Raw genomic sequence first — 22,049 nt, 5'->3', positions numbered from 1 at the left:
CGTTGCCGCCTTCGCCATCACGAATTCTCCTTGGGTGCACCGATTATATCGGCCGCCGCGCAGGCGGCAAGCGTGTCCGAGTGGCACCTGCGTCTGCGCATTAGTGCGGCAGCCGTACCGTCTCAATGCAATACAAAGATGTTGTTTAAAAAAACATAGTTTGTATTATACTGGCCCTGCGCACCAAGCAATACAGAGAACTACAGACACGGGCGCATGGAGGAAGGAGACCCTCATGTCGATTTGGACCCAGCTGATCTTCGCGGGCATATCGGTCGGCTGTATCTACGGCCTGATTGCCCTTGGCTTCGTCATCATCTACAAGGCAACCGAGTCGGTGAACTTCGCGCAGGGCGACCTGATGATGGTTGGCGCGGCGTTCACCTTGTGGCTGATCCTCAAAGGTGGATTTCCCTATCAAGCTGCTTTGATCGTCGCCGTCACGGCCATGTTCGGACTGGGTTATGCCATCGATGCTCTGGTGGTTCGGCGATTTATCGGGAAGCCACGGTTCTCGATTGTCATGCTCACCTTCGGTATCGGCGCCGTGATGCGTTCTCTTGCCGGTCTTGCCTGGGGCTACGAGCCACTTTCATTTCCGTCGCCATATGGTGGAAAGGCTTTACACATGGGCAGCGCGATGGTCGCAGCCGACAACGTCGCCATTGTTGCCGGTACCGTCGCACTGTGCATTGCGCTTTACTTCTTTTTCCGATACGCGCCGGCTGGCCTGCGCATACAGGCCGCCTCGCAGAACCAACTGGCCGCCGGCTGCGTTGGCATCGACGTGCGGAGAACCTATTCGCTGGTTTGGGGGCTTGCGGCAGCCATTGCTTGTGTAGCAGGCGTACTTGTTGCGCCCATCGTGCTGATCGACCCGAATCTCGGCTTCATGGGCATCAAGGCATTTGCCGCGGCGGTGATCGGCGGATTCGGCAGCTTGCCTGGTGCGCTCTTGGGTGGTCTGCTGGTTGGGATAATCGAGCAGGTGACGCGATCATGGTTGCCGGCCGGCTGGAGCGAACTGGCAGTCTACGGATTGCTGATGCTGGTACTGGCAGTCAGGCCAGGCGGGCTGGTTGGCCAACTCCATCGGAAGAAGGCTTGAGCGATGAGATACGTATTCAAGAGACGGTACGAGCAAGACCTGCACCTGTGGCGCGACCAGTACCAGTATCGCCGCTACCTTGGACTGGCTGTCTGCGCAATAGCGTTACCGTTCGTGGCGCCGGACTTCTTCGTCTCGGAGGCGGTCTTGCTCATGGCCTATGCCACCGCGGGCATCGGACTCATGTTGCTGACGGGATTCACCGGTCTGGTCAGCCTCGGCCATTCGGCATTCTTCGGCATAGGCGCGTATGTCTATGCGATCGCGGCGAATGGCGGTGTGCCGTTTCCGCTGGCATTCATGCTGGCCGGCACAAGTGCCGCCGTTGCCGGCATCGCGCTGGGGTTGCCGACCCTGAGACTGGCTGGCACCTACCTTGCCATTGCTACGCTGGCCTTTGCTGTGATCGTCGAGCAGTTGATCAGCAAGATGGATACGGTGACGGGCGGATTCAACGGTCTCGCAGTGCGCCAGCCGGAATTCCTGACGGGGATGCCGGGCCAGAACGCCGGCGTCTACATGATTGCGCTCGCGGCCTTCGCTGTCACGGCGTGGCTTGGCGGCAATATCCTGCGCTCACCGCTTGGGCGAGCATTACGCGCGAATCGCGATTCGGAACTATCCGCGAAGAGCCTTGGTATTGACGTCGCTCGCTACCGCTTGATCGCGTTTGCCATCAGTGCAGGCATGACGGGCCTGGGTGGCGGGATCTACGCGATCTACGCCGGGCGGCTTGCTCCCAGCGCTTTTGGCCTTCAACTTTCGGTTCAGCTGATGCTGCTGATCATGGTGGGTGGCCTGACCTCGCTGCGGGGAGCCATGTTCGGAGCCATCTTCGTGAGCTTGCTGCCCCAGGCGATCGCCATGCTTCGCGGATGGCTTCCCGAAGCGATTGCGAATGCCCCTGGACTGGAGTCGGGCATGCTTGGATTCTTGTTGGTGGTATTCCTGATCTACGAACCGGAGGGAATCGATGGCCGGTTCCGGAAGCTCTGGGTCTACTTCGAGCAGTTTCCACTCTATCGCAAGGCGTCGTTTCAGGACCAGCGTTCCTACACGCGTACCGAAAGGCTGCACTGACATGCTTGAGCTGACTGACCTGACTATGCGCTTTGGTGGCGTGACGGCGATCTCGAGCTTCAGCCTGACTGTCGGCGAGGGCGAGATTGTGGCAATCATCGGTCCCAATGGCGCCGGGAAGACCACCGTGTTCAATATGATCAGCCGGTTCTATCAGCCGTCCTCCGGTTCGCTACGATTCCACGGCCGCAGCCTGACGCGGCTCGCGCCCCAGGATATTGCAGCGATCGGCATTGCGCGGACATTTCAGAACATCGAATTGTTTGCGAGCGCCACGGTGCTTGACAACCTGTTGATCGGGCGGCACAGCCGCGACAATACACCGCTATGGTGGAACCTTCTGTATCCGCCCGCATTGCGCAAAACGGAGGCCGCACACCGGAGGCGCGTGGAGGATGTCATCGATCTGTTGGGGCTACAGCGCTATCGGCACGAGCCGACCGGCACGTTGCCGTACGGCGTGCGCAAGGTGGTTGAACTCGGGCGAGCGCTCTGCGCGGAGCCAACGCTGTTGCTGCTCGACGAGCCGGCAGCGGGCTTGAATCCGGAGGAGACGGACGATATGCGTTTCTGGATAGAGGATGTGCGCGATGAGCTTGGTATCAGCGTCCTGATGATCGAGCATGACATGAAGCTGGTGGCGAGCGTAAGCGACCGTGTTATCGCTCTCAATTACGGCGTCACCCTGACGGAGGGGGATCCGGCAAGCGTGCTGGCACACCCTGGGGTCGTCGAGGCATATCTGGGAGCGACGCATGGCTAACCCGTGTGGAATACCGCTGCTGGCGGTCTCGAACCTGGAAACCTACTACGGCCCGATCGCGGCGCTTAAGGGCATCAGCTTTGAAGTCCGGGAGGGCCAGGTCGTGACACTGCTGGGCAGTAACGGTGCCGGGAAGACCACCACGCTGAGAACGCTATCCGGATTGTTAGTACCGCGCCAGGGCAAGGTTTCGCTAAACGGTGTAGCCATCGACACAGGCGAGCCAGCCCGAACCGCCCGACGCGGCATCGCGCACGTCCCCGAGGGTCGGGAGGTCTTTCCCTTGCTGTCCGTGCGGGAGAACCTGATGCTTGGTGCCTGCGCCCGTGCTTCGCGGTCGGGCAGTACCGAGGACCTCGAACGCGTCCTGGACGACTTCCCAAGGTTGCGCGAACGCCTGAATCAGCCCGCCGCCTATTTGTCGGGCGGAGAGCAGCAGATGTTGGCGATTGGCCGGGCGCTGATGGGACGCCCCACGATCCTGTTGCTGGATGAGCCATCGTTGGGGTTGTCTCCCAAGCTGGTTACCGAGATCTTCGGCATCATCGAGAGGCTCAATCGTGAGCGTGCGATGACGGTGCTGCTGGTCGAGCAGAACGCAAGCGTGGCATTGGAAATTGCCCATTTCGGTTATGTATTGGAGCTTGGCAGGGTCGCTCTCGCGGGTACCAGGGAGCAGTTGCGAGAGAGTGAAGATATCAGGGACTTCTATCTGGGAGCGAAGGATGTCATGGCAAGGGAAGGCAGGAGGTGGAAACGCAGGAAGATCTGGAGATAGCGAATGAGCGCTCTCACCCTAGTCCCCGGCGAGGGAACAGCAGGGACGCAGCGGCAGGACTACAGCCTCGAGAAGGTGGAGCTTCGTCAGGATCCCGGCGTCGGATCGAATGTCGCCACGATGTTCCAGGCGTTGGTCGATAAGTGGGGCGATCGCGTAGCGTTGCGCCGCAAGCAGTTCGGGATCTGGGAGGACATAAGCTGGCAGCAATTCGGCGACGCCGCACGCCAGGTCGCGGCGTCCCTGGCGGCTAGCGGGTTCCGTGGCGGCGAGTCTGCGTGCATTCTCAGCAGCACGCGTCCGGAATGGATGTACTGCGACATGGGACTGCTTGGCATTGGGATGGTGGTCGCGGGCATCTATCCGACAGATTCCAGCGCCCAGGTGGCCTACTTGGCGGGAGACTGCAATGCCTCCATCATTTTTGTCGAGAACGACGAGCAGCTCGACAAGGTACTGGCGATAAGGGAGACGTTGCCCGCATTGAGACTCATTGTCGTGTTCGACATGAAAGGGCTGCGCGACTTCGCCGACGACATGGTTTGCAGCTTCGCCGATTTCCTGCAGCGTGGCTCCGCGCTGTTGCGTACCCAGCCAGACTGGTCCGCACTCCAGGCAGGGAACGTTCATCCGGATTCACTGGCAATTCTGGTGTACACCTCGGGCACTACAGGTCCGCCGAAAGGGGCAATGGTCAGCCACGCCAACTTGGTGTTCCAGGTGGTCAACAGCGCCCCGCTCTGGGATATGCGTGAGGGCGACGACCGTCTCGCATTCCTTCCCCTATGCCATATCGCAGAGCGGTATTTCACCTATTTTTCCATGTACCGCGGTGTCGTCTCCAATTTCGTGGAGAATCCGGCGACGGTGCTTGAAGATATCCGTGAAGTACAGCCGGAATTCATGCTGGCGGTTCCGCGCATCTGGGAAAAGCTGTACTCACAGGTAGACATGCAGTTGAAGGAAGGCACGCGCTTTCAGCGTTGGGCTTTTCGTTGTGCGATGGCGCTCGGCATGCGCCGGGAAAGGCTGGCCGCAAAGGGGCTCTCGCCACCAGCGTGGCTTGGCCTCGCGCTCGCCATTGCTGATCCGGCGGTCCTGCGTAACGTCCGAACCAGCATGGGGCTTGAGCGGGCGCGCTCGATTGCCAGCGGCGGCGCGCCCATCGCGCCGGAGCTTGTGCAATGGTACGGAGCACTTGGCCTGGTCTTGCTCGAGCTTTATGGCATGACCGAGTGCGGCACTATTTCGGCGAACCTGCGGCATGCCCGGCGCCTGGGCTCGGTGGGCCGGCCCGCACCTTCCTGCCAGGTTCGCATTGCTGAAAATGGCGAGATTCTGGTGCGCGGGGCCAATGTCTTTGTGGGCTATCTCAATCAGGAAAGCAAGACAGCCGAAGTGCTACGCGATGGCTGGCTGCATACAGGCGATGTGGGCCGCTTCGATGACGATGGCTATCTCTATATTACCGATCGTCTCAAGGACATCCTGATCACATCCGGTGGCAAGAATATTACGCCAAGCGAAATACAGAACGCACTCAAGTTCTCGTCGTATATCAGCGATGCGCTGGTGATCGGTGACCGGCGGAAGTACCTGACGGCCATCATCATGATCGATCGAGAGAACGTCGAGAAGTTTGCGCAAGAGGCGCAGCTTGCATATACGGATTTTGCCAGTCTTGTAGCCGTGCCCCAGATCCGCATGCTTATCGGCAAGGTGGTTGAAGCCGCCAATTCAAAATTTGCCCGCGTCGAGTCGATCAAGGATTTTCGCATCCTGCCGGTCGAACTGACGCCGGAGGATGAAGAGGTAACGCCCACCATGAAGCTCAAGCGGCGCGTGATCGAGCGCAAGTGGGAAACCCTGATAGAGAGCATGTACGGAGGAGCGTCATCGTGAACGAGCTGGAAGTTGTTGAAGTCAGTGGGCTGCTGAGCATTACCCTGGCCCGCCCTGCCAAGCGCAACGCATTGACTACGCAAATGGTGCGGGCGCTGCGCTCGGTTCTTGAGGAAGCCAGCCGGAGCCGCGCCGTGAGAACGTTGTTGCTGCGCGCTGAGGGCACCGCGTTTTGCGCAGGGCGTGATCTTTCAGACGCCGTAGCGGGCGAGGATGCCGCTGCCATATTGCACGAAGAGATCAATCCGCTCATCGAATCATTGAGCAAAGTACCGCAGCCGACTATCGCCGCGGTGGGCGGTGCGGCGATGGGCGTGGGCCTCGGCCTGGCTCTCGCTTGTGATCTTGTGATGGCCAGTCCGTCCGCGGCCTTCGCTTCACCATTCGCGCGTCTTGGGGGCATTCTGGATTCCGGTGGACATTGGCTTCTGGCTCGGCGCATCGGCGGGAGCCGAACATTTCGCATGATCGCGACTGCCGAGCAGATTGGCGGGGAGGATGCCTACGACTGGGGGCTGGCCGATCTGCTCGTGTCCGACGAAGAGCTCGATACGCGCGCGCGCGCGCTGGCCGAGTTGCTCGCCAATGGGCCGCAGGATGCGCTGCGCGAGGAAAAAAGGTTGCTTTCGGCAGCCATGACCTCGACCTTGGCGCAAACGCTGGCGCTCGAGGCTACGTCCCAAGGCTGGGCGGCGGGTACTGCCGATTACCGCGAGGGGATCTCTGCATTCAAGGAGAGGCGCCGACCGGCATTTCGTTTGGAGCGGCCATGAGTTACGCGGTAACGATGGAGCCGGGCGGCGCCGTGTTCTTCGCGGATGCCGGAGAGATGTTGCTGGATGCCGCACTGCGGCAGGGTGTAGCACTTGCGCACAGTTGCCGCCAGGGCATATGCGGTGCTTGCCGAGTCCAGTTGATTTCCGGGCAGATCGATCGAAGTGCGGATGAGCCTGCGGCATTGGATGGCGCCGATTCCGGCGAGGTCCTGTGCTGCAGGGCAAGCGCGCGCAGTGACCTGGTGCTTTCGAGCACATTGCCCGCTGGCAGGCAGCCACTGCCGGTCCGCAAGCTGCTCGGACGCGTTGCCGAGATCCGCCGGACTGGGGCGACGGATGTATTGCTCCTTATCATCAAGCTTCCTCGTGAGGCAGAGTTTGATTTCCGCCCAGGGCAGTATGTCGATTTGACGACCAGGGCGGGCGTTCGCCGTAGCTACTCTGTCGCGCAAGCTTCAGGCAGGGGGGATTGCCTGGAGTTTCACATCCGGCATTGCCCAGGGGGCCGCTTTACCGATGGCTTGTTCAATGAGCGAGAACCGCTGCCTGGCGCCGGCCAGATCGTGCAGGTGGAGGGGCCGTACGGCAATACGTGGTTGCGAGAGGCCGAGGCGCCAGTCATCCTGTTGGCAAGCGGCACCGGATTCGCCCCGATCAAGGCCATGGTCGAGGAGGCCATGCGTCTTGGTATCCGCCGCCCGATGCACCTGTATTGGGGGGGGCGTCGACCCGACGACTTGTACATGGACGAGTTGTGCCGTCGCTGGGCAGCGACTTGGGACGGCTTTTCCTACACCCCCGTGGTGTCCGACGCCTGCGAGGCGGACGCCTGGGGGGGGCGTACCGGATGGGTTCATCGGGCTGTGATGGAGGATATCGACAATCTGGCGGCTTACCACGTTTATGCGTGCGGGGCGCCAGTCGTGGTGGAGAGCGCCCGACAGGATTTCGCCCGTATATGCGGTTTGCCGGTTGGCGCATTCTTTGCGGATGCGTTCGTCACGGCCCTGCGCTGAGCATGATGCGCATCGTGGGATGCCTCACAAACAAATTGATCCGCGACTAAGTGGGAAACTCGACAAAACAGCTAGTCAGTCGCACGCCAGCGCAGACAGCGGTCCCGGCGCAGGATGCGCACTGGCGCGCGCGGCCGCCACCCGCGCGGCCGCGTCGTCCAGCTGCGCCAGCGTGCCGGCGTCGACCGGCATATGAGTGGCGCGGGCGGCGCGCCAGGCCCGTTCGGGCTCGCCCGGCAGGCGGATGCCATCCTGCCCCGGCTGCAGCCGCGAGGCCTTCATCCAGTCGGCGAACGCCGCCACCTCATGCCCGAATGACGTGCTGTTGCCCAGGCGCGCGGGATCGAACACGATCGCCAGCATGTTGTTCCAGACCGCGTGCTCATGCCGCAGCGTTTCGGGGCGGATGGTGTGGCCGCCGGTGACCGCGGCACCCAGCAACTCGCACATCACGGCCAGCACATGGCCCTTGTGTTCGCCAAAGGGCCGCAGCGCGCCTTGCGGCGCGCCGTCGGCGGGGTACATCACGGCAGGATCGGCGCTGGGCTCGCCATGCGCGTCCAGCAGGCAGCCGGGCGCCACCGGCACGCCCTTGTTGTGGGCCACACGCACCTTGCCCAGCGCAATCGCGCTGGTGGCGAAGTCCAGCACCAGCGGCGGCTCGCCCGCCACCGGCACGCCGATGGTGAACGGGTTGGTGCCGTAGCGCGCATCGTAGCCGCCGTGCGGTGCCACGATGGGCTTGGACAGCACGTTGACGAAATGGATCGAGATCATGCCGGCGGCGGTGGCCTGCTCGGCCCAGTGGCCCACGCGCCCCAGGTGGTGCGACTGCCGCAGGCCCATCACGCAGACGCCATGCTCGCGCGCGCGGCCGATGGCCATGTTCATGGCCTGCGCCGTCACCGCCTGGCCCATGCCGCGGTTGCCGTCCAGGCTCAGCATGCTGCCGGCATCGTGCAGCACGCTGACCTGCTGGTTCAGCTGCAGCTCGTCGGCCTGCCAGGCCAGCACATAGCGCGGGATCATGCCGACGCCGTGCGAGTCATGCCCGCTCAGGTTGGCGCCGACCAGGTGGTCGGCCGTCAGGCGCGCCTCTTGCGCGCTGCTGCCCGCGGCAAGCCAGAGATCGGCCACCCACTGGTGCAGGGCGGCGGTAGGGATGCGGTGTTCGCTCATATCGGCCTTGGCTAGGGATGAAAAAAGCCCCGTGCCGTGTGACGGCAACGGGGCTTCATGATACGGCCGGCGCGAGCTTGGTGGCGCCGGCATGGCCGGTGATCGGCTACTGCTTACTGGCGCAGCGCAGCTTCGGCAGGTGACTGGCCAAGGATTTCGCGGATACGGGCCAGGTAGGTATCGCCCACCGCGCGGTGCATGCGCGCCGCCTCGGCCGCGAACTGGCGCCGGCTGGGCGGGCGGATGCCCAGGCTGCGGCAGATCGTTGACAGATAAGGCTTGCGCTGGCCGCCCAGGCGCAGCGCCGCGGTCTGCAGCGCGGCATCGCCGATGCGACCGCGCAGCCAGGCAAGCACCTGGCGGTCATAGTCGTTTTGCACACGGATCAGGTGTTCCATGGACGGGACTCCTACTGTTCATCCATACAGGTACTGTAAATATATACAGTATCCAGAGGGATGCAAGGAGTTTGTCCAGGAACACTTCGGGCGAAAGGCCAAGTTGGCTACAAGCCACCCAGGGCGTTCACGGTGAACGCCAGAATCCCCATGTTGAAAAGGAACGCGGCCACGCAGTGGCCCAGGACCACCCTGCGCATGTGTGCGCCGGCGATGGTCACGTCAGAAGTCTGAAAAGTCATGCCCAGCGTGAAGCTGAAATAGAGGAAGTCCCAATAGCTGGGGTGCTGCACGCCCGGCACCTGCAGTCCGCCCTGGTCGCCGGTGGCGGTCTGGAGGTAGTAGAGATGCGCATAGTGCAGCGTGAAAACGGTGTTGGCAAAAAGCCAGGAAAGGATAAGCGTGGCGACGATCAGCGCGATGTCGGCCCAGTGCGGTGTCTCGGGGCGCGCGATCAGCGTGCCGATTGCGACCAGGATCACCATCGAGAGCAGCACGGTGATCGTGAGCAGCGCTGTGCGGTTGGCATCGTTGTGTTCCGCCGTGCGCCGCATGGCCGCAGCATCGGCGCGCAACAGCGGCAGCGCGGCGCCAAGGAAGACAAGGGCCGCGAGATCGAAGCCGATCAGCAGGGCGATGCGTGGCTCTGCGCCGAGCGCACCCGCGGCAAAGGTCGCAACGATCAATATGGCGCCGCACAGCAGAAAGCGTGCGGGTGCGATGCGCTTGCCGATAGCGAAGCGGGCGGGTCTGTTCATGGGGTATTCATCCGGATGACCCTTCGTCAGGAAAGGAGGCTGGCCATGCGTGAATAATATCCGTGCCGTCGCGCAGTTTGTTACGCTGCATGCGCCTTTCATTTGGCGGCCTCGAGGTCGATAATGGCCCTGTGCCATGACCGGCAAGGAGAGACGCAATGACCAAAAGCTCTTCCTCCACGGATAAGCCCGATCTCACCCAGGGCGTGCCGCTGGCTGACCTTGCTGACGGCGGCATGGTCACAGGCCAGGTTGGCGGCAAACCGGTCTTGCTTGTGCGTCGGGCTGATGAACTGTTTGCCATCGGTGCGACCTGTACCCACTATGGCGGGCCACTGGCGGACGGCCTGCTGGTCGGCGATACGATCCGATGTCCGTGGCATCACGCCTGCTTCAGTCTTCGCACCGGCGAGGTCCTCGGGCCGCCCGCCCAGGACGATCTGAAATGCTGGCGCGTGGAACAGCAAGACGGGAAGGCCTTCGTCCGCGACGCGCTGCCGGCGGTGCGGCCACCGAGGCTTGCCTCGGCCCGGCTCCCTGAATCCGTGGTGATCATCGGCGGCGGCGGCGCCGGGACTGCCGCGGTCGAAACCCTGCGGCGCGAAGGCTATAGCGGCCCCGTCACGCTGCTGAGTGCCGATCGCTCATTGCCGTACGATCGGCCGAATCTGTCGAAAGACTACCTCGCCGGGACAGCAAACGCGGACTGGCTGCCAATGCGGCCACCGACGTTCTACGCGGATCACGACATCGACGTGCGCTCCGACAGCCGTGTCGTCAAGCTCAGCCCCGAGCAAAAATCCGTCACGCTCTCGGACGGCAGCAACGTGAGCTACGGCGCGCTTCTGCTTGCCGTCGGTGCCGTGCCGATACGGCTGGACGTTCCAGGCGCAACCTTGCCGCACGTGAGCGTGCTCCGCACGCTGGCCGACTGCGACGCCCTGATCGCGCGTCTCGACACGGCACGCCGATGCGTCGTGGTGGGCGCAAGCTTTATCGGGATGGAAGTCGCGGCAGCGCTGCGAACGCGAGGACTGGAAGTGCATGTTGTCGCGCCCGAAGCGCATCCGATGGAGCGGGTCCTGGGCGCGACGCTCGGCGACATGATCAAGGCGCTTCACGAATCGCACGGGGTAACGTTCCATCTCGGGGCCACGGTGGCAGAGATTCAGCCGGATCGGGTGAGATTGTCGACCGGCGCGGAGCTGGCCGCCGACCTGGTCGTGACCGGGATCGGCGTTCGCCCCGACGTGGCCTTGGCGCAGGACGCCGGCCTCGCACTGGACAAGGGCGTGGCGGTCGATGAATTCCTCCAGACCAGCGAACCTGACATCTATGCCGCGGGCGATATTGCGCGCTGGCCCGACCCGGGAACGGGCCAGCGTATCCGCGTCGAACACTGGGTGGTCGCCGAGCGCCAGGGCGTGGTGGCAGCGCGAAATATCCTGGGACAGCGGCAACGCTTTGCGGCCGTGCCATTCTTCTGGACCCAGCACTATGATGTGGCCATCAACTACGTAGGCCACGCGGAGCAATGGGATCGTTTCGATGTCGACGGCGATCCCGCCGCGCATGACTGTACGGTGACCTATTGGGGCAAGGATAAAAGGCTTGCGGTCGCCACGGTCGGGCGCGACCTGGCGAGCCTTCGCGCGGAGGTGGCGTTCGAGCAGGAGACGACAGGACACTAGGCAGGGGCGAGTGCGCGGTCCGCAAGCCCTTCAAGCAGGTCGGCCGACGGGACAAAGAACAGGCTGCCGGTGACCGCCTTGCTGAAGTCAAGCAGCCGGTCGTAATTGCCGGGCGGCAATCCGACGAACATGTTCTCGAGCATCTTCTCGATCGGCGCGGGCGAACGGGCGTAGCCGATGAAGTAGGTGCCGAACTCGCCCGCGCCAGGGCGGCCGAACGGCATGTTGTCACGCAGGATCTTCACTTCCTGCCCGTTCTCGACCAGCGTAGTCAGCGAACTGTGCGATGACGATGGCTTGACCTCTTCGTCCAGTTCGATGTCGGACAGTTTCTTGCGCCCGATGATCAGTTCCTGTGTCTCCACGGGAAGGGCGTTCCACGCGGTCATATTGTGCAGATACTTCTGCACGATAACGTAGCTGCCACCGGCAAACTCGGCATCCTCGTCGCCGATCACCGTGAAATCGACCGCCTCGCGTCCGGCCGGATTCTCCGTGCCATCGACAAAGCCGATCATCGCCCGCATGTCGAAGTTGCGGAAGCCGTGCACCTCGTCGACAACCTGGATCGCATCGCCGAGCTTGCCGAGCAGTTGCGTGGCAAGCTCAAAGCAGAGGTCCATCGATTCGGCACGGATGTGCAACAGCAGGTCACCCGGCGTGGCGATGGCGACGCGATCGCCGGTGCCGAACTCCCGGAACGGGTGCAGCGCCGCGGGACGGGGCTTGCCGAACAGCCTGTCCCACGCGTCGGCGCCGAAGCCGCAGACACAGGACAGGTTGCCTGACGGCACACGATGGCCGACCGCGCGCACGACGGCGGCAACGTCGGCACACCAAGCGCGGACGGTGCCGGCGTGGTCGTCGCCGTCGGTGAGCGTCGCAACGATGAATATGGCGCTGCGGGTGACTGTGCCGGAAACGGCCTGTGGTTCGGGGATCTTTGTAGGCATCGGACTCTTCATGTTGGTTATACCGATTCGGTTTGCGGGCTGACGGAAGAGAGTTCAACGCATAAGCCTACACGAATTGAGTGGCGCCTCTGACCTTTCATTTTCTCCTGACCAGGCAGTGTCAGTTGCAGTTGTCAATCCAGGCAGCTGGAGCAAGGCCTGTGCCTGTGACGGCATCCTTGGGTAGTCAGGCGGTTCGGGCACGCGGCAAGCGCTGCGCGGCCTCCGCGACGGACAAAATGTCCATGCTGAGCCAGGTCTCGCGGGTCATTTTGTCCATTCCGTTGTCACATAAGGCATCGCTTATAGGCACGCAAAGAATCGCTGAATTTACCTTAAGTGGCCAGGCAATTATCTTGTCTCCAACGATGCAGGAACACTTAAGCAAAGCGGCATCGAAGCACGCTTCAGCAAGCCTCATCGGCCATTCAAACAAGGATAGGGGAGACCATGCATGATCACGACGAGGATACCCCGGCGACAATCCCTGATGGTCTCCGTCACGTCAGTCTGCCGGGCTACCTGACGCAGCCATGATCGTCGGCACGGCAGGACATATCGATCATGGCAAGACCTGCCTGGTCAGGGCGCTGTCGGGCATGGATACCGACCGCCTGGAGGAAAGGAAGGCGCGCGGCTTCTCGATCGAGCTTGGCTATGCGTACGTGCCGCTCGAGAACGGCGACGTGCTCGGCCTGGTCGATGTCCCGGGCCATCAAAAGCTGATTCACACCATGGCCGCGGGCGCATGCGGCATCGACTTCGCGCTGCTCGTGGTCGCCGCCGATGACGGCGTGATGCCGCAAACGCGCGAGCACCTGGCCATTGTGCAACTGCTCGGCATCCGGCGCGGCGCGATCGCGTTGACCAAGGTAGATCGCGTGAATGACGTGCGGCTACGGCAGGTGCGTGAGGAGATCGCGTCTTTCCGGCGCGGCAGCATGCTGGAAGACGCACCGGTTTTTGAAACCTGTGCAATGCGCGCCGACGACCCGGGTGTGAGCGCGTTGAAGCGGCACCTGCATGCGGCGGCGGCCGCGTCGCGAACGAAGCGCGACGACGGGCTGTTCCGCCTTGCGGTTGACCGGGTCTTCACGCTTGCCGGGCAGGGGACGATCGTGACGGGAACCGTGGTGTCCGGGCGCATCCATGTCGGCGACAGGTTGTTGCTCGCGCCGAAGAACGAGTCTGTGCGCGTGAGCGGCATCCATGCGCAGAATCGTCCTGCTGCTGTCGGGCGGGCGGGGCAGCGCTGCGCGCTGAACCTGGCCGGCATCGACAAGGGCGCGATCGAGCGCGGTGACTGGGTGGTCGATGTGCGCCTGGCGCAGGCGTCGGAGCGCATCGATGTGATGCTGACCCTGTTGCCGGACGCCCCTGCGCTGGAGCACTGGGCGCCCATGCATGTTCACCTGGGCACGCAGCACCAGGTGGCGCATGTCGCGCTGCTCGATGGCCCGACGCTTGCGCCCGGCCAGCGCGCGCGCGTGCAGCTTGTGTTCGAGCGGCCAGTATGCGCGCTGCCTGGCGATCCCTTTGTCGTGAGGAACGCGCAGGCCAGCCGCACCATCGGCGGCGGCGATGTACTGGATCCGTTCGCGCCCGCGCGCAAGCGCCGTTCCCCGGCGCGGCTGGCTTGGCTCGACGCGATGCAGGCCATGCTTGACACCGGATCGGTCGGGGCATTGCTCGAGCAGGCGCCACACGGGCTGTCGCGCGCATTGCTGGAACGCCTGAGCGGCATGCCGGCGGCGGCCATCGAGCTGCCGTGTGACACGCGCGTGATCGAACTTCCGGGCAACGATGCCTTGCTGGTGTCCGGCGCGGCGTGGCGGGCGCTGGCGGGGCGATTGACCACTGCGCTCCGGCAATTCCACCAACGCTCGCCGGATGTGCTTGGCCCGGAGGTGGCGCGCTTGCGCAGGATCGCTGCACCGCTGGCGCAAGACGCGTTGTGGTGCGCGCTCGTCGATGACGCCTGCGCGCGCGGCGAGATCGTCCGGACCGGCCCCTGGCTGCACCTGCCTGAGCACACCGTGACGCTCGACGACGCGGATCGCACGCTCGCCGCGACGCTGCAGCAGGACATGAAAGCGGGGCGCTTCGATCCGCCATGGGTGCGCGAGCTGGCGAGCGCGCATGGCGTGCCGGAGGACAAGGTGCGGCAACTGATGCGCAAGCTCGCGCGTCATGGCGAGACGTTTCAGGTCGTGCATGACCTGTTCTATGATCCGGAGGCTATTCGCGAGCTGGCCTTGCTCGCCGCTGTCGACGCCAGCAAGAACGCCGGTACGGTCGTCGCCGGGGCATTTCGCAATGCCACCGGACTCGGACGAAAGCGTGCGGTTCAGGTCCTGGAGTTTTTTGACCGTGTTGGCTATACGCGCTTCGACCGTGGCCGCCATCTGGTGCGCACGGACAGTCGTTGGCTGGAGTTGCTCTGACAGGCGACAACCGCCTTCCGCCATTGAGATTCCTGGGAATTCTCAAGCGTTGCGGGGCTCTCCACTCCTCCCCACACTACATCCTTATCCACAAATTCGAAGCCGTATTGCGGTGACAGCAATACGACGATTCGCACTTTCGTAACGAGCCTCCACCACGCGATCCCGGAATCGGCATCCTGTGCGCCAGCGGACGCGATGCGCGTGCGTCCGCGGCTTCGATGGAATAGGAGATAAATATCATAATTAAATTGGATATAAAGATCATGCTCATTTGAAATACATCGATTAGTCATCATTTTCCCATTTTTAATGCACTGCACGAAAACTGTGCGTGAATTTAAAAAGAATTCAGCGAATATCGTCCGAATACGGCATTTGGTGCTGGCATGCTACTTGCGCTAGGTATGTCCAGGCGCCAACGGCGGCGCAACATTAACTAGTAGTTACGACCAACGGTGGTCGTGATTCCGGGACAAAGGCGTCCGAGTCAGGCGAGCGGTGCTCGCTGGGCCGGATGCATTTTTTTTGTCTGTAAGTGGTGCACAGGGGGAGTCAGGGGTGTCAGTGATGCTGCAATCGATACCAAACACAAAGGCTGTCCAAGCGCCGGTCGTCGTGATCGGCACCGGGCCGGTGGGCGTGCGGCTTGCGCAGGACTTGCATCGTCGCGATCCTTCCATTCCGCTGGTGATCTACGGCAACGAACCATGGGAGCCATACAACCGCGTGCGCCTGTCTTCCTTTCTTGCCGGCGATGCGAGCTGGGCCACGCTCACGCAGGGGCTTGCACTGCCGCAGGGACCCGCGATCGCAGCGCGGCTCAATTGCGCAGTGGTGCATGTCGATCGCGGCGCGCAGGAGATTGAAGACTCGGCCGGGCGCACGCAACGCTATTCCCACTTAGTGCTGGCCACCGGATCACGCCCGCGGATCCCGGACGTGCCGGGCATCGGCCAGGCCAATGTCTACGTTTTCCGTGACATGAACGATACCCAGCGGCTGCTCGCACGCCGTATCCGCAGCCGCCGTACGGTGGTGCTGGGCGGGGGGCTGCTGGGCCTGGAAGCGGCGCGCGCAATGCAGCGCTTCAACACCGAGGTGCTGGTCATCGAGAACAACGACCGGCTGATGTTGCAGCAATTGGACCAGGCAGCCGCGGATCTGCTGCGCGCCCATGTCGAGGCGGCCGGAATCCAGGTATTGACGGGCGCCGCGGTCAGACGCGTGCATGGTGAAGGAGCGGTTACCGGCATCACCCTGCGCACCGGCGATGTCATCGAATGCGATACCGTCGTGATTGCCGCCGGCATCAAGCCGAACACCGACCTGGCCCTGCAGGCCGGCCTGAATGTGGGGCGCGGCATTCGCGTCAGCGACCGCATGCAGACGTCCGATCCACATATCTACGCCGTTGGCGAATGCGCGGAACATCGCGAACAAGTGTACGGGATCGTCGCCCCTGGCCTGGAACAGGCGGCAGTCGCCGTGCATGCAATCTGCGGCGGCGACGCCAGCTATGCCGGTTCGCTACAGGCAACGCGCCTGAAAGTGCTCGATATGCCGGTGTTCAGCGTGGGCCGCGTCGGCGAGCATGACGGTATCGGCTCGGCGAGCACGGCAGCTTATGAAGACAGGAAAGCTGGCATCTACCGCAAGGTGCTGGTCGAGCGCGGTCGTCTGATTGGCGCGATGGCGGTCGGCGAAGGCGCAGACCTGCGTCGGCTGCAGGAAGCGGTCAGCGGCAATCACCGGATACTGCCATGGCAGCTTTGGCGGTTTCGCAGGACCGGCTCGCTGTGGCAGGAGGGCGAAGCCAGCGTCGTCAACTGGCCGGCAAGCGCGGTCGTCTGCAACTGCACCGGCGTTACCCGCGGTCAGCTTGGCGAAGCGGCGGCTGCCGGGTGCCGTTCGATCGAGCAACTCGCAGCGTGCACGCGTGCCTCTACAGTATGCGGTTCGTGCAAGCCGTTGCTGGCCGAGCTGGCCGGTGGCGCGGTGATGCGAGAACCGGTGCGCGCGCATCGTCCGCTCCAGGGCGCGGCCGCGGCGGCACTGGCGCTCGCCTTGCTGGCACTCGTTGCGCCTGCCATCCCCTTTGCGAAGACGGTGCAACTGCAGTGGCGCTGGGACGAGCTATGGCTGGTGAGTTTGTATAAGCAGGTCAGCGGATTTTCCATTCTCGGGTTGAGCGTACTTGCCCTGCTTCTCTCATTCCGGAAGCGCTGGTCGCGCCTTGGCTATGGCGATTTTGGCATCTGGCGCGTGCTGCATGTGGTGCTCGGATTGGGTGTGCTGGCGGGACTCTATGCGCATACGGGAGGCAGGCTTGGCAGCCAGCTGAATTTCCTGTTGATGGCGAGTTTCACCGGCCTGATTCTGGCGGGCAGCATGTCGGGGCTGATGATCGCGCAAGGGCATCGCCTGCCAGTGGCACTGGTTCGGCGCTGGCGCGACAACAGCACCTGGGTGCACATCTTGCTGTTCTGGCCGGTACCCGTGCTGCTCGGGTTCCACATTCTCAAAACTTACTATTTCTAGAGCCTACCAGCGATGGCAAGCAAAAGCCGCAGAGTTCTGTGGGTCTACTGGGGTGTGTTGAGCGTGGCGATGCTGGCATATTTCTCGATTGGGCTGTTCTACAAGGAGGCGGCGAGGCATCCGCTCCTGGTATCCGCGCGCATGGCATTCCTGCCGGGTCAGACCAGCCACGGCCACTACCAGATCGAACTGGCGTGCGAGAGCTGCCACAGCAAGCCGTTCGCCGGCCCGGAGGCCATCCAGGAGGCATGCGTCAAATGCCATGAGAATGAGCTGAAGGAAGCCAGAGATTCGCATCCGGCCAGCAAGTTCGACGATCCGCGCAATGCCGAGCGGCTGGGAAAGATCGATGCGCAGGCATGCGTCACCTGCCATGCCGAGCACAAGCCGCGCACGACGCTTGCCATGGGCGTAACGCAGCCGCAGGACGTCTGCTACCACTGTCATGCCGGCCCGGACGAGATGCCGTCGGACCACAAGGACTTCAAGTTCGACAGCTGCACCGCGGCCGGCTGCCATAACTATCACGACAATCGCGCGCTGTACGAAGATTTCCTGCTAAAGCATGCGCAGGGCGGCAAGCTGAACGAAAAGCCGCTGCTGCCGCAGCGCGATTTTGCCGTAGCGGTGCGTGAGATGAGCGGCTACCCGGCGGCGAAGTATCCGTTCCGGACGCTCTCGGCAGCCGAGCAGGATGCGCCGCACGGCAAGCGCGGCAGTACGGCGTTGCAGGCCGACTGGCTCGGCACCGCGCATGCCAGGGCTGGCGTCAATTGCACCGGTTGCCATGCATCGAAGGGCAAGGACGGCTCCACGAAATGGAGTGACCACCCAGGCAGCCCAGCAGCGTGCGAAGGATGCCATGCGGCCGAGGCCAAGGGGTTCCTGGCGGGAAAGCACGGCATGCGACTGGCGCAAGGCCTGACGCCGATGACGCCCGGCGACGCCCGTCTGCCAATGAAGGAAGCGGCTGCCCACACGGAACTTGGTTGTACTTCCTGCCATTCTGCCCATCGCTTCGATGCCAGGACAGCGGCGGTGGAGTCATGCATGAGTTGCCATGACGACAAACACACCCTGGCCTACAAGAGTTCGCCGCACTACGCGCTGTGGCAAAAGGAGACCGCCGGACAGGCGCCGCCCGGTTCTGGCGTGACATGCGCCAGCTGCCACATGCCGCGGGTGCGGATGTCCACCGACGAAGGCTCGCGCATCGTGGTTCAGCACAACCAGAACGATACCCTGCGGCCGAACGAAAAAATGATACGGACCACGTGCATAAGCTGCCACGGGCTCGGCTTCTCGATCGACGCGCTGGCCGACAAGACGTTGATCGACAACAACTTCAAAGGCATGCCGGCCCGGCACGTGAAGAGTATCGACATGGCTGTGGCAAAGGATGCAGAAACGCGCAGCAAGCGAAGCACGCCGTAGCTGCGCGTCGTTCTGGCGCTTGCGGGCTTCTTTTCAACAGTGAAGGAGAGAGAAATGAAACGATATGCGAACTTGCAGGCAAGCAGTCTGGCAATGGGCGCGGCGCTGGCCGTTAGCGCCTTTTCCGCACACGCATCCGGCATCAGTCCAAAGGAAATGGCGGATGCCCTGCACGCCGTGATGGCGGCCGACCGGACCGTGTATACCCGCCTGATCGTCAACCGCCTGCAGAACGAAGAGAAGGTGATCAAGGCGACTGAGCACTGGAAGGATGAGAAGACATTGGTGCTGCCGGCGCAGATGTTTCGCTTCGGCGCGGAGGAGGTAGCCAAGAGCAAGCCGAATTTCAGCTATTCGCTGTTGTCCCTGTGGCCGCTGAATAAGCAGAACGCTGCGAAAACCCCAGTGGAGAAGGAAGGGCTGGACTTCGTCGCCAAGAACCCCGGAAAGAACTTCTACAAGGAAGAGACTCTCGGCAAGAAGACCTATTTCACTGCCGTGTACGCCGACACGGCGATCGCGCCGGCCTGCGTCACTTGCCACAACGGCCATAAGGACAGCCCGCGCACCAATTTCAAGATTGGCGACGTGATGGGTGGCGTGGTGCTGCGCATCCCTGTCAGCAATTGAGCCAGCGAAAAGCTGAGCGATGACGACGTGAAGGCAGTAGCGGATTACATGATCGCAATTGTCAAGTAAAGGAATATTCCATGACACCGCAAGAGATCACCCTGGTACAAAGCTCCTGGCAGAAGGTGGTGCCGATCAAGGAAAAGGCCGCCGAGCTGTTCTACGGCAAGCTGTTCGAAATGGATCCCTCGCTGAGGCCACTGTTCAAGGGCGACACCGTCGAACAGGGGCGCAAGCTGATGGCGATGATCAATACCGTCGTCACGAAACTGGACCAGCTCGACGACATCGTTCCCGCTGTACAGGAACTCGGCCGGCGCCACGTCGCCTATGGCGTCAAGGACGAGGACTACGACACCGTGGCCGGCGCCCTGCTGTGGACACTGGGTGCCGGCCTCGGGGACGCCTTTACCGATGAGGTGAAGGGCGCCTGGACCAGCGCCTACGTGATCCTGGCCGGGGCCATGAAAGACGCCGCCGCGACCGCCTGGGACTGACTCAGGAGGAATGAGGCCATGCTGGAAGCAGTGTCACTGACCGCCGCGCGCGGCGACCGGCCGATTTTCATCAGGCTGGGGCTGCGCGTGGAGCCCGGGCAAGCGGTGCATGTCACAGGCGCCAACGGCAGCGGCAAGACTACCCTGCTGCGAATCCTGGCTGGCCTGCTGCGCCCGGAATCGGGCGAGATCCGATGGAACGGGTGTGCGGTGGCGGCGAGCCGGCCGCTGCCCGATTCCGCATACCTCGGTCACCGCAACGGCCTGAAAGCGGAGCTGAGCGCGCTGGAGAATCTGCGCAGTGCCTGCGCGCTGTACGGTTGCCGCACGGATCGTGCGCACCTGCAGCGGGTGCTGGCACAAGTCGGGCTGGCCGCTGGTGCCGACACCGCTCTCGGGCTGTTGTCGCAGGGGCAGCAGCGCCGGGTTGCGCTGGCGCGTGTGCTGTCCAGTGGCGCGAAGCTATGGCTGCTCGACGAGCCGACCACCGCACTCGACCAGTCCAGCATCCGGGCCTTTGAGGGATTGTGCGAACACCATCTGCAGTCGGGCGGCATGCTGGTGTTTGCGAACCACTACCCGCTGCGGCTGGTGGCCGCGCGGATGCGCGAGCTTGCCATCCCGGCAATCGCCGCTCGATCGCAGCAGGAGGCGGCATGCTGGATCCGGTCCTGAAACTGATCGCGCGTGAGCTGCTGCTGGCGTGGCGTCGCCCGTCGGCGGTGCTGACACCGCTCGCCTTTTTTGTCGCGGTGGTCAGCCTGTTTCCGCTGGCGGTTGGCCCGGAGCGGATGTTTCTCGCCAGGCTGGCGCCCGGTGTGATCTGGGTCGCCGCCTTGCTGGCGACGCTGCTGGGCATGGAGCGTTTGTTCGAATCCGATTTCCGCGACGGCAGCCTGGAAGTCATCGCGCTCGCGCCGCAGTCCCTGACCTTGATGGTGCTCGGCAAGGTGACCGGCTTCTGGCTCGGGGCGGGCCTGCCGCTGGTGTTGCTGACGCCACTGCTTGGCGTTCAGCTCGGCGTGCCTGACGGCGAGCTGGCACAACTGGCACTGTCGCTGCTGCTCGGTACGCCGACGCTGTGCCTGATCGCGGCAATCGCTGCCGCGCTGACGCTGTCGCTGCAGCGCGGCGGCCCGCTGCTGGCATTGCTGGTGCTGCCACTGGCAGCGCCGGTACTGGTGTTCGGCTGCGGCGTCGCCGCCGCCAGCACTGCGGCGGAATTGCAGGCGAATCTTTCGCTGCTGGGGGCATGCCTGCTGACTGCCGTTGCGTCGGCGCCATGGGCCACCGCCGCGGCGCTCAGGATTGGATTGGAGTCTGTCTGATGGCCACCTTGAATATCTGGAAGTACGCCGCGCCCCAAGCCTTCTATCCGCTCGCCGGGCATCTGGTGCCATGGTTTGGCGCTGCTGCCGCAGTGTCTGGCGCGATGGCGCTATACCTTGGCCTGGTGGTGGCGCCGCCCGATTTCCGCCAGGGCGAGGTGTACCGCATCCTGTTCATCCATGTCGCGGCCGCCTGGATGTCGATGTTCATCTACGTGGTGATGGCCGTCTACGCCGGGCTTGGCCTGGTGTTCGGCACCCGTCTGTCGTCGCTGATGGCAACCGCGCTGGCGCCCAGCGGTGCGTTGTTCACCTTCCTCACGTTGTGGACCGGCGCACTTTGGGGCAAGCCGACCTGGGGCACCTACTGGGTATGGGACGCGCGCATGACCTCCGAGCTGCTGCTGCTGTTCCTCTATCTCGGCTTCATCGCGCTGCAGGCCGCGATCGACGATCCACGGCGCGCAGCCAGGGCCGGCGGGGTGCTGGCGCTGGTCGGATTGATCAACCTGCCGGTCATCTATTTCTCCGTGACCTGGTGGAACACGCTGCATCAGGGGGCATCGGTCAGTCTGACCAAGGCGCCGCAGATGGCCGGCATCATGATCGTTGCCATGCTGGGCATGACCTTCGCCTTCTGGATGTATGCGATCGCCGTCGCGCTGGCGCGGGTGCGCTGCCTGATCGCGCGCAGCGAGGCCGGCCGCAGGTGGTGGCGGCAAGGCGAGGACATCTGAAACCGACGCGCACTCGGATCAACGCGCTCAACAGCA

The 22,049-nt window shown here is 63.2% G+C and carries 21 protein-coding genes; 17 read left to right on the top strand and 4 right to left on the bottom strand.

The window, feature by feature from the left end:
• The first annotated feature begins 235 nt into the window (after positions 1-235).
• Genes AC1Q6V_RS14430 through AC1Q6V_RS14400 form a run of 7 tightly spaced genes read left to right on the top strand, consistent with a single transcriptional unit; the run spans position 236 to position 7,423 of the window.
• A complete protein-coding gene (locus AC1Q6V_RS14430) occupies positions 236-1,108 on the top strand; it encodes a branched-chain amino acid ABC transporter permease (RefSeq protein ID WP_439669879.1) in 873 nt (290 codons plus the stop codon).
• Between the two features lie 3 nt (positions 1,109-1,111).
• Positions 1,112-2,188 carry a branched-chain amino acid ABC transporter permease gene (locus AC1Q6V_RS14425; protein ID WP_439669880.1) on the top strand — a complete coding sequence of 359 codons (1,077 nt, stop codon included), beginning with the start codon at positions 1,112-1,114 and terminating at the stop codon, positions 2,186-2,188.
• Between the two features lies 1 nt (position 2,189).
• Positions 2,190-2,951: an ABC transporter ATP-binding protein gene (locus AC1Q6V_RS14420; RefSeq protein WP_439669881.1), complete on the top strand. Its 762-nt coding sequence runs from the start codon at positions 2,190-2,192 to the stop codon at positions 2,949-2,951.
• Positions 2,944-3,729, top strand: a complete 786-nt coding sequence (locus AC1Q6V_RS14415) for an ABC transporter ATP-binding protein (RefSeq protein WP_439669882.1) — start codon at positions 2,944-2,946, stop codon at positions 3,727-3,729. The genes AC1Q6V_RS14420 and AC1Q6V_RS14415 overlap by 8 nt, the downstream gene beginning before the upstream one ends.
• Before the next feature lie 3 nt (positions 3,730-3,732).
• A complete protein-coding gene (locus tag AC1Q6V_RS14410; protein WP_454749447.1) occupies positions 3,733-5,631 on the top strand; it encodes an AMP-dependent synthetase/ligase in 1,899 nt (632 codons plus the stop codon).
• The gene (locus AC1Q6V_RS14405) at positions 5,628-6,404 is read left to right on the top strand and encodes an enoyl-CoA hydratase/isomerase family protein (RefSeq protein WP_439669884.1); all 777 of its coding nucleotides are present in this window, start codon (positions 5,628-5,630) and stop codon (positions 6,402-6,404) included. The genes AC1Q6V_RS14410 and AC1Q6V_RS14405 overlap by 4 nt, the downstream gene beginning before the upstream one ends.
• Complete coding sequence (locus tag AC1Q6V_RS14400) at positions 6,401-7,423, top strand: 2Fe-2S iron-sulfur cluster-binding protein (protein ID WP_454749446.1); 1,023 nt, start codon at positions 6,401-6,403, stop codon at positions 7,421-7,423. Before AC1Q6V_RS14405 ends, AC1Q6V_RS14400 begins: the two co-directional genes overlap by 4 nt.
• A 75-nt stretch (positions 7,424-7,498) precedes the next feature.
• Here AC1Q6V_RS14400 and AC1Q6V_RS14395 read toward each other — a convergent pair whose 3' ends face one another.
• The 3 genes from AC1Q6V_RS14395 to AC1Q6V_RS14385 form a co-directional block, all read right to left on the bottom strand.
• On the bottom strand, positions 7,499-8,602 hold the full coding sequence (locus tag AC1Q6V_RS14395) for a malate/lactate/ureidoglycolate dehydrogenase (RefSeq protein ID WP_439669886.1): 1,104 nt from the start codon (positions 8,600-8,602) through the stop codon (positions 7,499-7,501).
• Between the two features lie 113 nt (positions 8,603-8,715).
• Positions 8,716-9,000 (bottom strand): CppA family protein, encoded by a 285-nt coding sequence (locus AC1Q6V_RS14390; RefSeq protein WP_011616901.1) that lies wholly within the window; start codon positions 8,998-9,000, stop codon positions 8,716-8,718.
• A 107-nt stretch (positions 9,001-9,107) separates the two neighbouring features.
• Complete coding sequence (locus AC1Q6V_RS14385; protein ID WP_011616902.1) at positions 9,108-9,860, bottom strand: DUF1345 domain-containing protein; 753 nt, start codon at positions 9,858-9,860, stop codon at positions 9,108-9,110.
• Positions 9,861-9,916: 56 nt separating this feature from the next.
• Between AC1Q6V_RS14385 and AC1Q6V_RS14380 the strand changes: the two genes are divergently transcribed.
• On the top strand, positions 9,917-11,449 hold the full coding sequence (locus AC1Q6V_RS14380; RefSeq protein ID WP_439672586.1) for an FAD-dependent oxidoreductase: 1,533 nt from the start codon (positions 9,917-9,919) through the stop codon (positions 11,447-11,449).
• On the opposite strand, the gene AC1Q6V_RS14375 is transcribed toward AC1Q6V_RS14380, so the two are convergent.
• Positions 11,446-12,402, bottom strand: coding sequence for a Dyp-type peroxidase (locus tag AC1Q6V_RS14375; RefSeq protein WP_010809665.1), 957 nt, complete (start codon positions 12,400-12,402; stop codon positions 11,446-11,448). The genes AC1Q6V_RS14380 and AC1Q6V_RS14375 overlap by 4 nt on opposite strands.
• Positions 12,403-12,647: 245 nt before the next feature.
• Here AC1Q6V_RS14375 and AC1Q6V_RS14370 point away from each other — a divergent pair, with 245 nt between their 5' ends.
• The 9 genes from AC1Q6V_RS14370 (at position 12,648) to ccmC (ending at position 22,013) form a co-directional block, all read left to right on the top strand.
• Positions 12,648-12,860 (top strand): hypothetical protein, encoded by a 213-nt coding sequence (locus tag AC1Q6V_RS14370; protein WP_454749444.1) that lies wholly within the window; start codon positions 12,648-12,650, stop codon positions 12,858-12,860.
• Positions 12,861-12,935: 75 nt separating this feature from the next.
• The gene (gene selB / locus AC1Q6V_RS14365; protein ID WP_454749443.1) at positions 12,936-14,846 is read left to right on the top strand and encodes a selenocysteine-specific translation elongation factor; all 1,911 of its coding nucleotides are present in this window, start codon (positions 12,936-12,938) and stop codon (positions 14,844-14,846) included.
• Positions 14,847-15,416: 570 nt separating this feature from the next.
• Positions 15,417-17,387, top strand: a complete 1,971-nt coding sequence (locus tag AC1Q6V_RS14360) for an FAD-dependent oxidoreductase (protein ID WP_454749442.1) — start codon at positions 15,417-15,419, stop codon at positions 17,385-17,387.
• A gap of 12 nt (positions 17,388-17,399) precedes the next feature.
• On the top strand, positions 17,400-18,821 hold the full coding sequence (locus AC1Q6V_RS14355) for an ammonia-forming cytochrome c nitrite reductase subunit c552 (protein WP_454749441.1): 1,422 nt from the start codon (positions 17,400-17,402) through the stop codon (positions 18,819-18,821).
• Between the two features lie 54 nt (positions 18,822-18,875).
• A complete protein-coding gene (locus AC1Q6V_RS14350; protein WP_454749440.1) occupies positions 18,876-19,451 on the top strand; it encodes a Tll0287-like domain-containing protein in 576 nt (191 codons plus the stop codon).
• Positions 19,452-19,531: 80 nt separating this feature from the next.
• A complete protein-coding gene (locus AC1Q6V_RS14345; protein WP_010809670.1) occupies positions 19,532-19,948 on the top strand; it encodes a globin family protein in 417 nt (138 codons plus the stop codon).
• Between the two features lie 18 nt (positions 19,949-19,966).
• Positions 19,967-20,623, top strand: a complete 657-nt coding sequence (gene ccmA, locus AC1Q6V_RS14340; RefSeq protein ID WP_010809671.1) for a cytochrome c biogenesis heme-transporting ATPase CcmA — start codon at positions 19,967-19,969, stop codon at positions 20,621-20,623.
• Positions 20,605-21,276, top strand: coding sequence for a heme exporter protein CcmB (ccmB, locus tag AC1Q6V_RS14335; protein ID WP_010809672.1), 672 nt, complete (start codon positions 20,605-20,607; stop codon positions 21,274-21,276). The genes ccmA and ccmB overlap by 19 nt, the downstream gene beginning before the upstream one ends.
• A complete protein-coding gene (gene ccmC / locus AC1Q6V_RS14330; RefSeq protein ID WP_010809673.1) occupies positions 21,276-22,013 on the top strand; it encodes a heme ABC transporter permease CcmC in 738 nt (245 codons plus the stop codon). Before ccmB ends, ccmC begins: the two co-directional genes overlap by 1 nt.
• Positions 22,014-22,049 lie beyond the last annotated feature (36 nt).

The sequence above is a fragment of the Cupriavidus sp. GW823-FHT07B10 genome, from assembly GCF_058794355.1.
The sequence above is the reverse complement of the archived record's forward strand: the minus strand, read 5'-3'. Positions and strand labels throughout refer to the sequence as shown.

What these genes read in the sequence shown, in the direction of transcription:
- AC1Q6V_RS14430 (WP_439669879.1), top strand. Translation starts at nt 236, where the DNA reads ATGTCGATTTGGACCCAGCTGATCTTCGCGGGCATATCGGTCGGCTGT.
- AC1Q6V_RS14425 (WP_439669880.1), top strand. Translation starts at nt 1,112, where the DNA reads ATGAGATACGTATTCAAGAGACGGTACGAGCAAGACCTGCACCTGTGG.
- AC1Q6V_RS14420 (WP_439669881.1), top strand. Translation starts at nt 2,190, where the DNA reads ATGCTTGAGCTGACTGACCTGACTATGCGCTTTGGTGGCGTGACGGCG.
- AC1Q6V_RS14415 (WP_439669882.1), top strand. Translation starts at nt 2,944, where the DNA reads ATGGCTAACCCGTGTGGAATACCGCTGCTGGCGGTCTCGAACCTGGAA.
- AC1Q6V_RS14410 (WP_454749447.1), top strand. Translation starts at nt 3,733, where the DNA reads ATGAGCGCTCTCACCCTAGTCCCCGGCGAGGGAACAGCAGGGACGCAG.
- AC1Q6V_RS14400 (WP_454749446.1), top strand. Translation starts at nt 6,401, where the DNA reads ATGAGTTACGCGGTAACGATGGAGCCGGGCGGCGCCGTGTTCTTCGCG.
- AC1Q6V_RS14395 (WP_439669886.1), bottom strand. Translation starts at nt 8,602, where the DNA reads ATGAGCGAACACCGCATCCCTACCGCCGCCCTGCACCAGTGGGTGGCC.
- AC1Q6V_RS14390 (WP_011616901.1), bottom strand. Translation starts at nt 9,000, where the DNA reads ATGGAACACCTGATCCGTGTGCAAAACGACTATGACCGCCAGGTGCTT.
- AC1Q6V_RS14385 (WP_011616902.1), bottom strand. Translation starts at nt 9,860, where the DNA reads ATGAAAGGCGCATGCAGCGTAACAAACTGCGCGACGGCACGGATATTA.
- AC1Q6V_RS14380 (WP_439672586.1), top strand. Translation starts at nt 9,917, where the DNA reads ATGACCAAAAGCTCTTCCTCCACGGATAAGCCCGATCTCACCCAGGGC.
- AC1Q6V_RS14375 (WP_010809665.1), bottom strand. Translation starts at nt 12,402, where the DNA reads ATGCCTACAAAGATCCCCGAACCACAGGCCGTTTCCGGCACAGTCACC.
- AC1Q6V_RS14370 (WP_454749444.1), top strand. Translation starts at nt 12,648, where the DNA reads ATGCTGAGCCAGGTCTCGCGGGTCATTTTGTCCATTCCGTTGTCACAT.
- selB (WP_454749443.1), top strand. Translation starts at nt 12,936, where the DNA reads ATGATCGTCGGCACGGCAGGACATATCGATCATGGCAAGACCTGCCTG.
- AC1Q6V_RS14360 (WP_454749442.1), top strand. Translation starts at nt 15,417, where the DNA reads ATGCTGCAATCGATACCAAACACAAAGGCTGTCCAAGCGCCGGTCGTC.
- AC1Q6V_RS14355 (WP_454749441.1), top strand. Translation starts at nt 17,400, where the DNA reads ATGGCAAGCAAAAGCCGCAGAGTTCTGTGGGTCTACTGGGGTGTGTTG.
- AC1Q6V_RS14350 (WP_454749440.1), top strand. Translation starts at nt 18,876, where the DNA reads ATGAAACGATATGCGAACTTGCAGGCAAGCAGTCTGGCAATGGGCGCG.
- AC1Q6V_RS14345 (WP_010809670.1), top strand. Translation starts at nt 19,532, where the DNA reads ATGACACCGCAAGAGATCACCCTGGTACAAAGCTCCTGGCAGAAGGTG.
- ccmA (WP_010809671.1), top strand. Translation starts at nt 19,967, where the DNA reads ATGCTGGAAGCAGTGTCACTGACCGCCGCGCGCGGCGACCGGCCGATT.
- ccmB (WP_010809672.1), top strand. Translation starts at nt 20,605, where the DNA reads ATGCTGGATCCGGTCCTGAAACTGATCGCGCGTGAGCTGCTGCTGGCG.
- ccmC (WP_010809673.1), top strand. Translation starts at nt 21,276, where the DNA reads ATGGCCACCTTGAATATCTGGAAGTACGCCGCGCCCCAAGCCTTCTAT.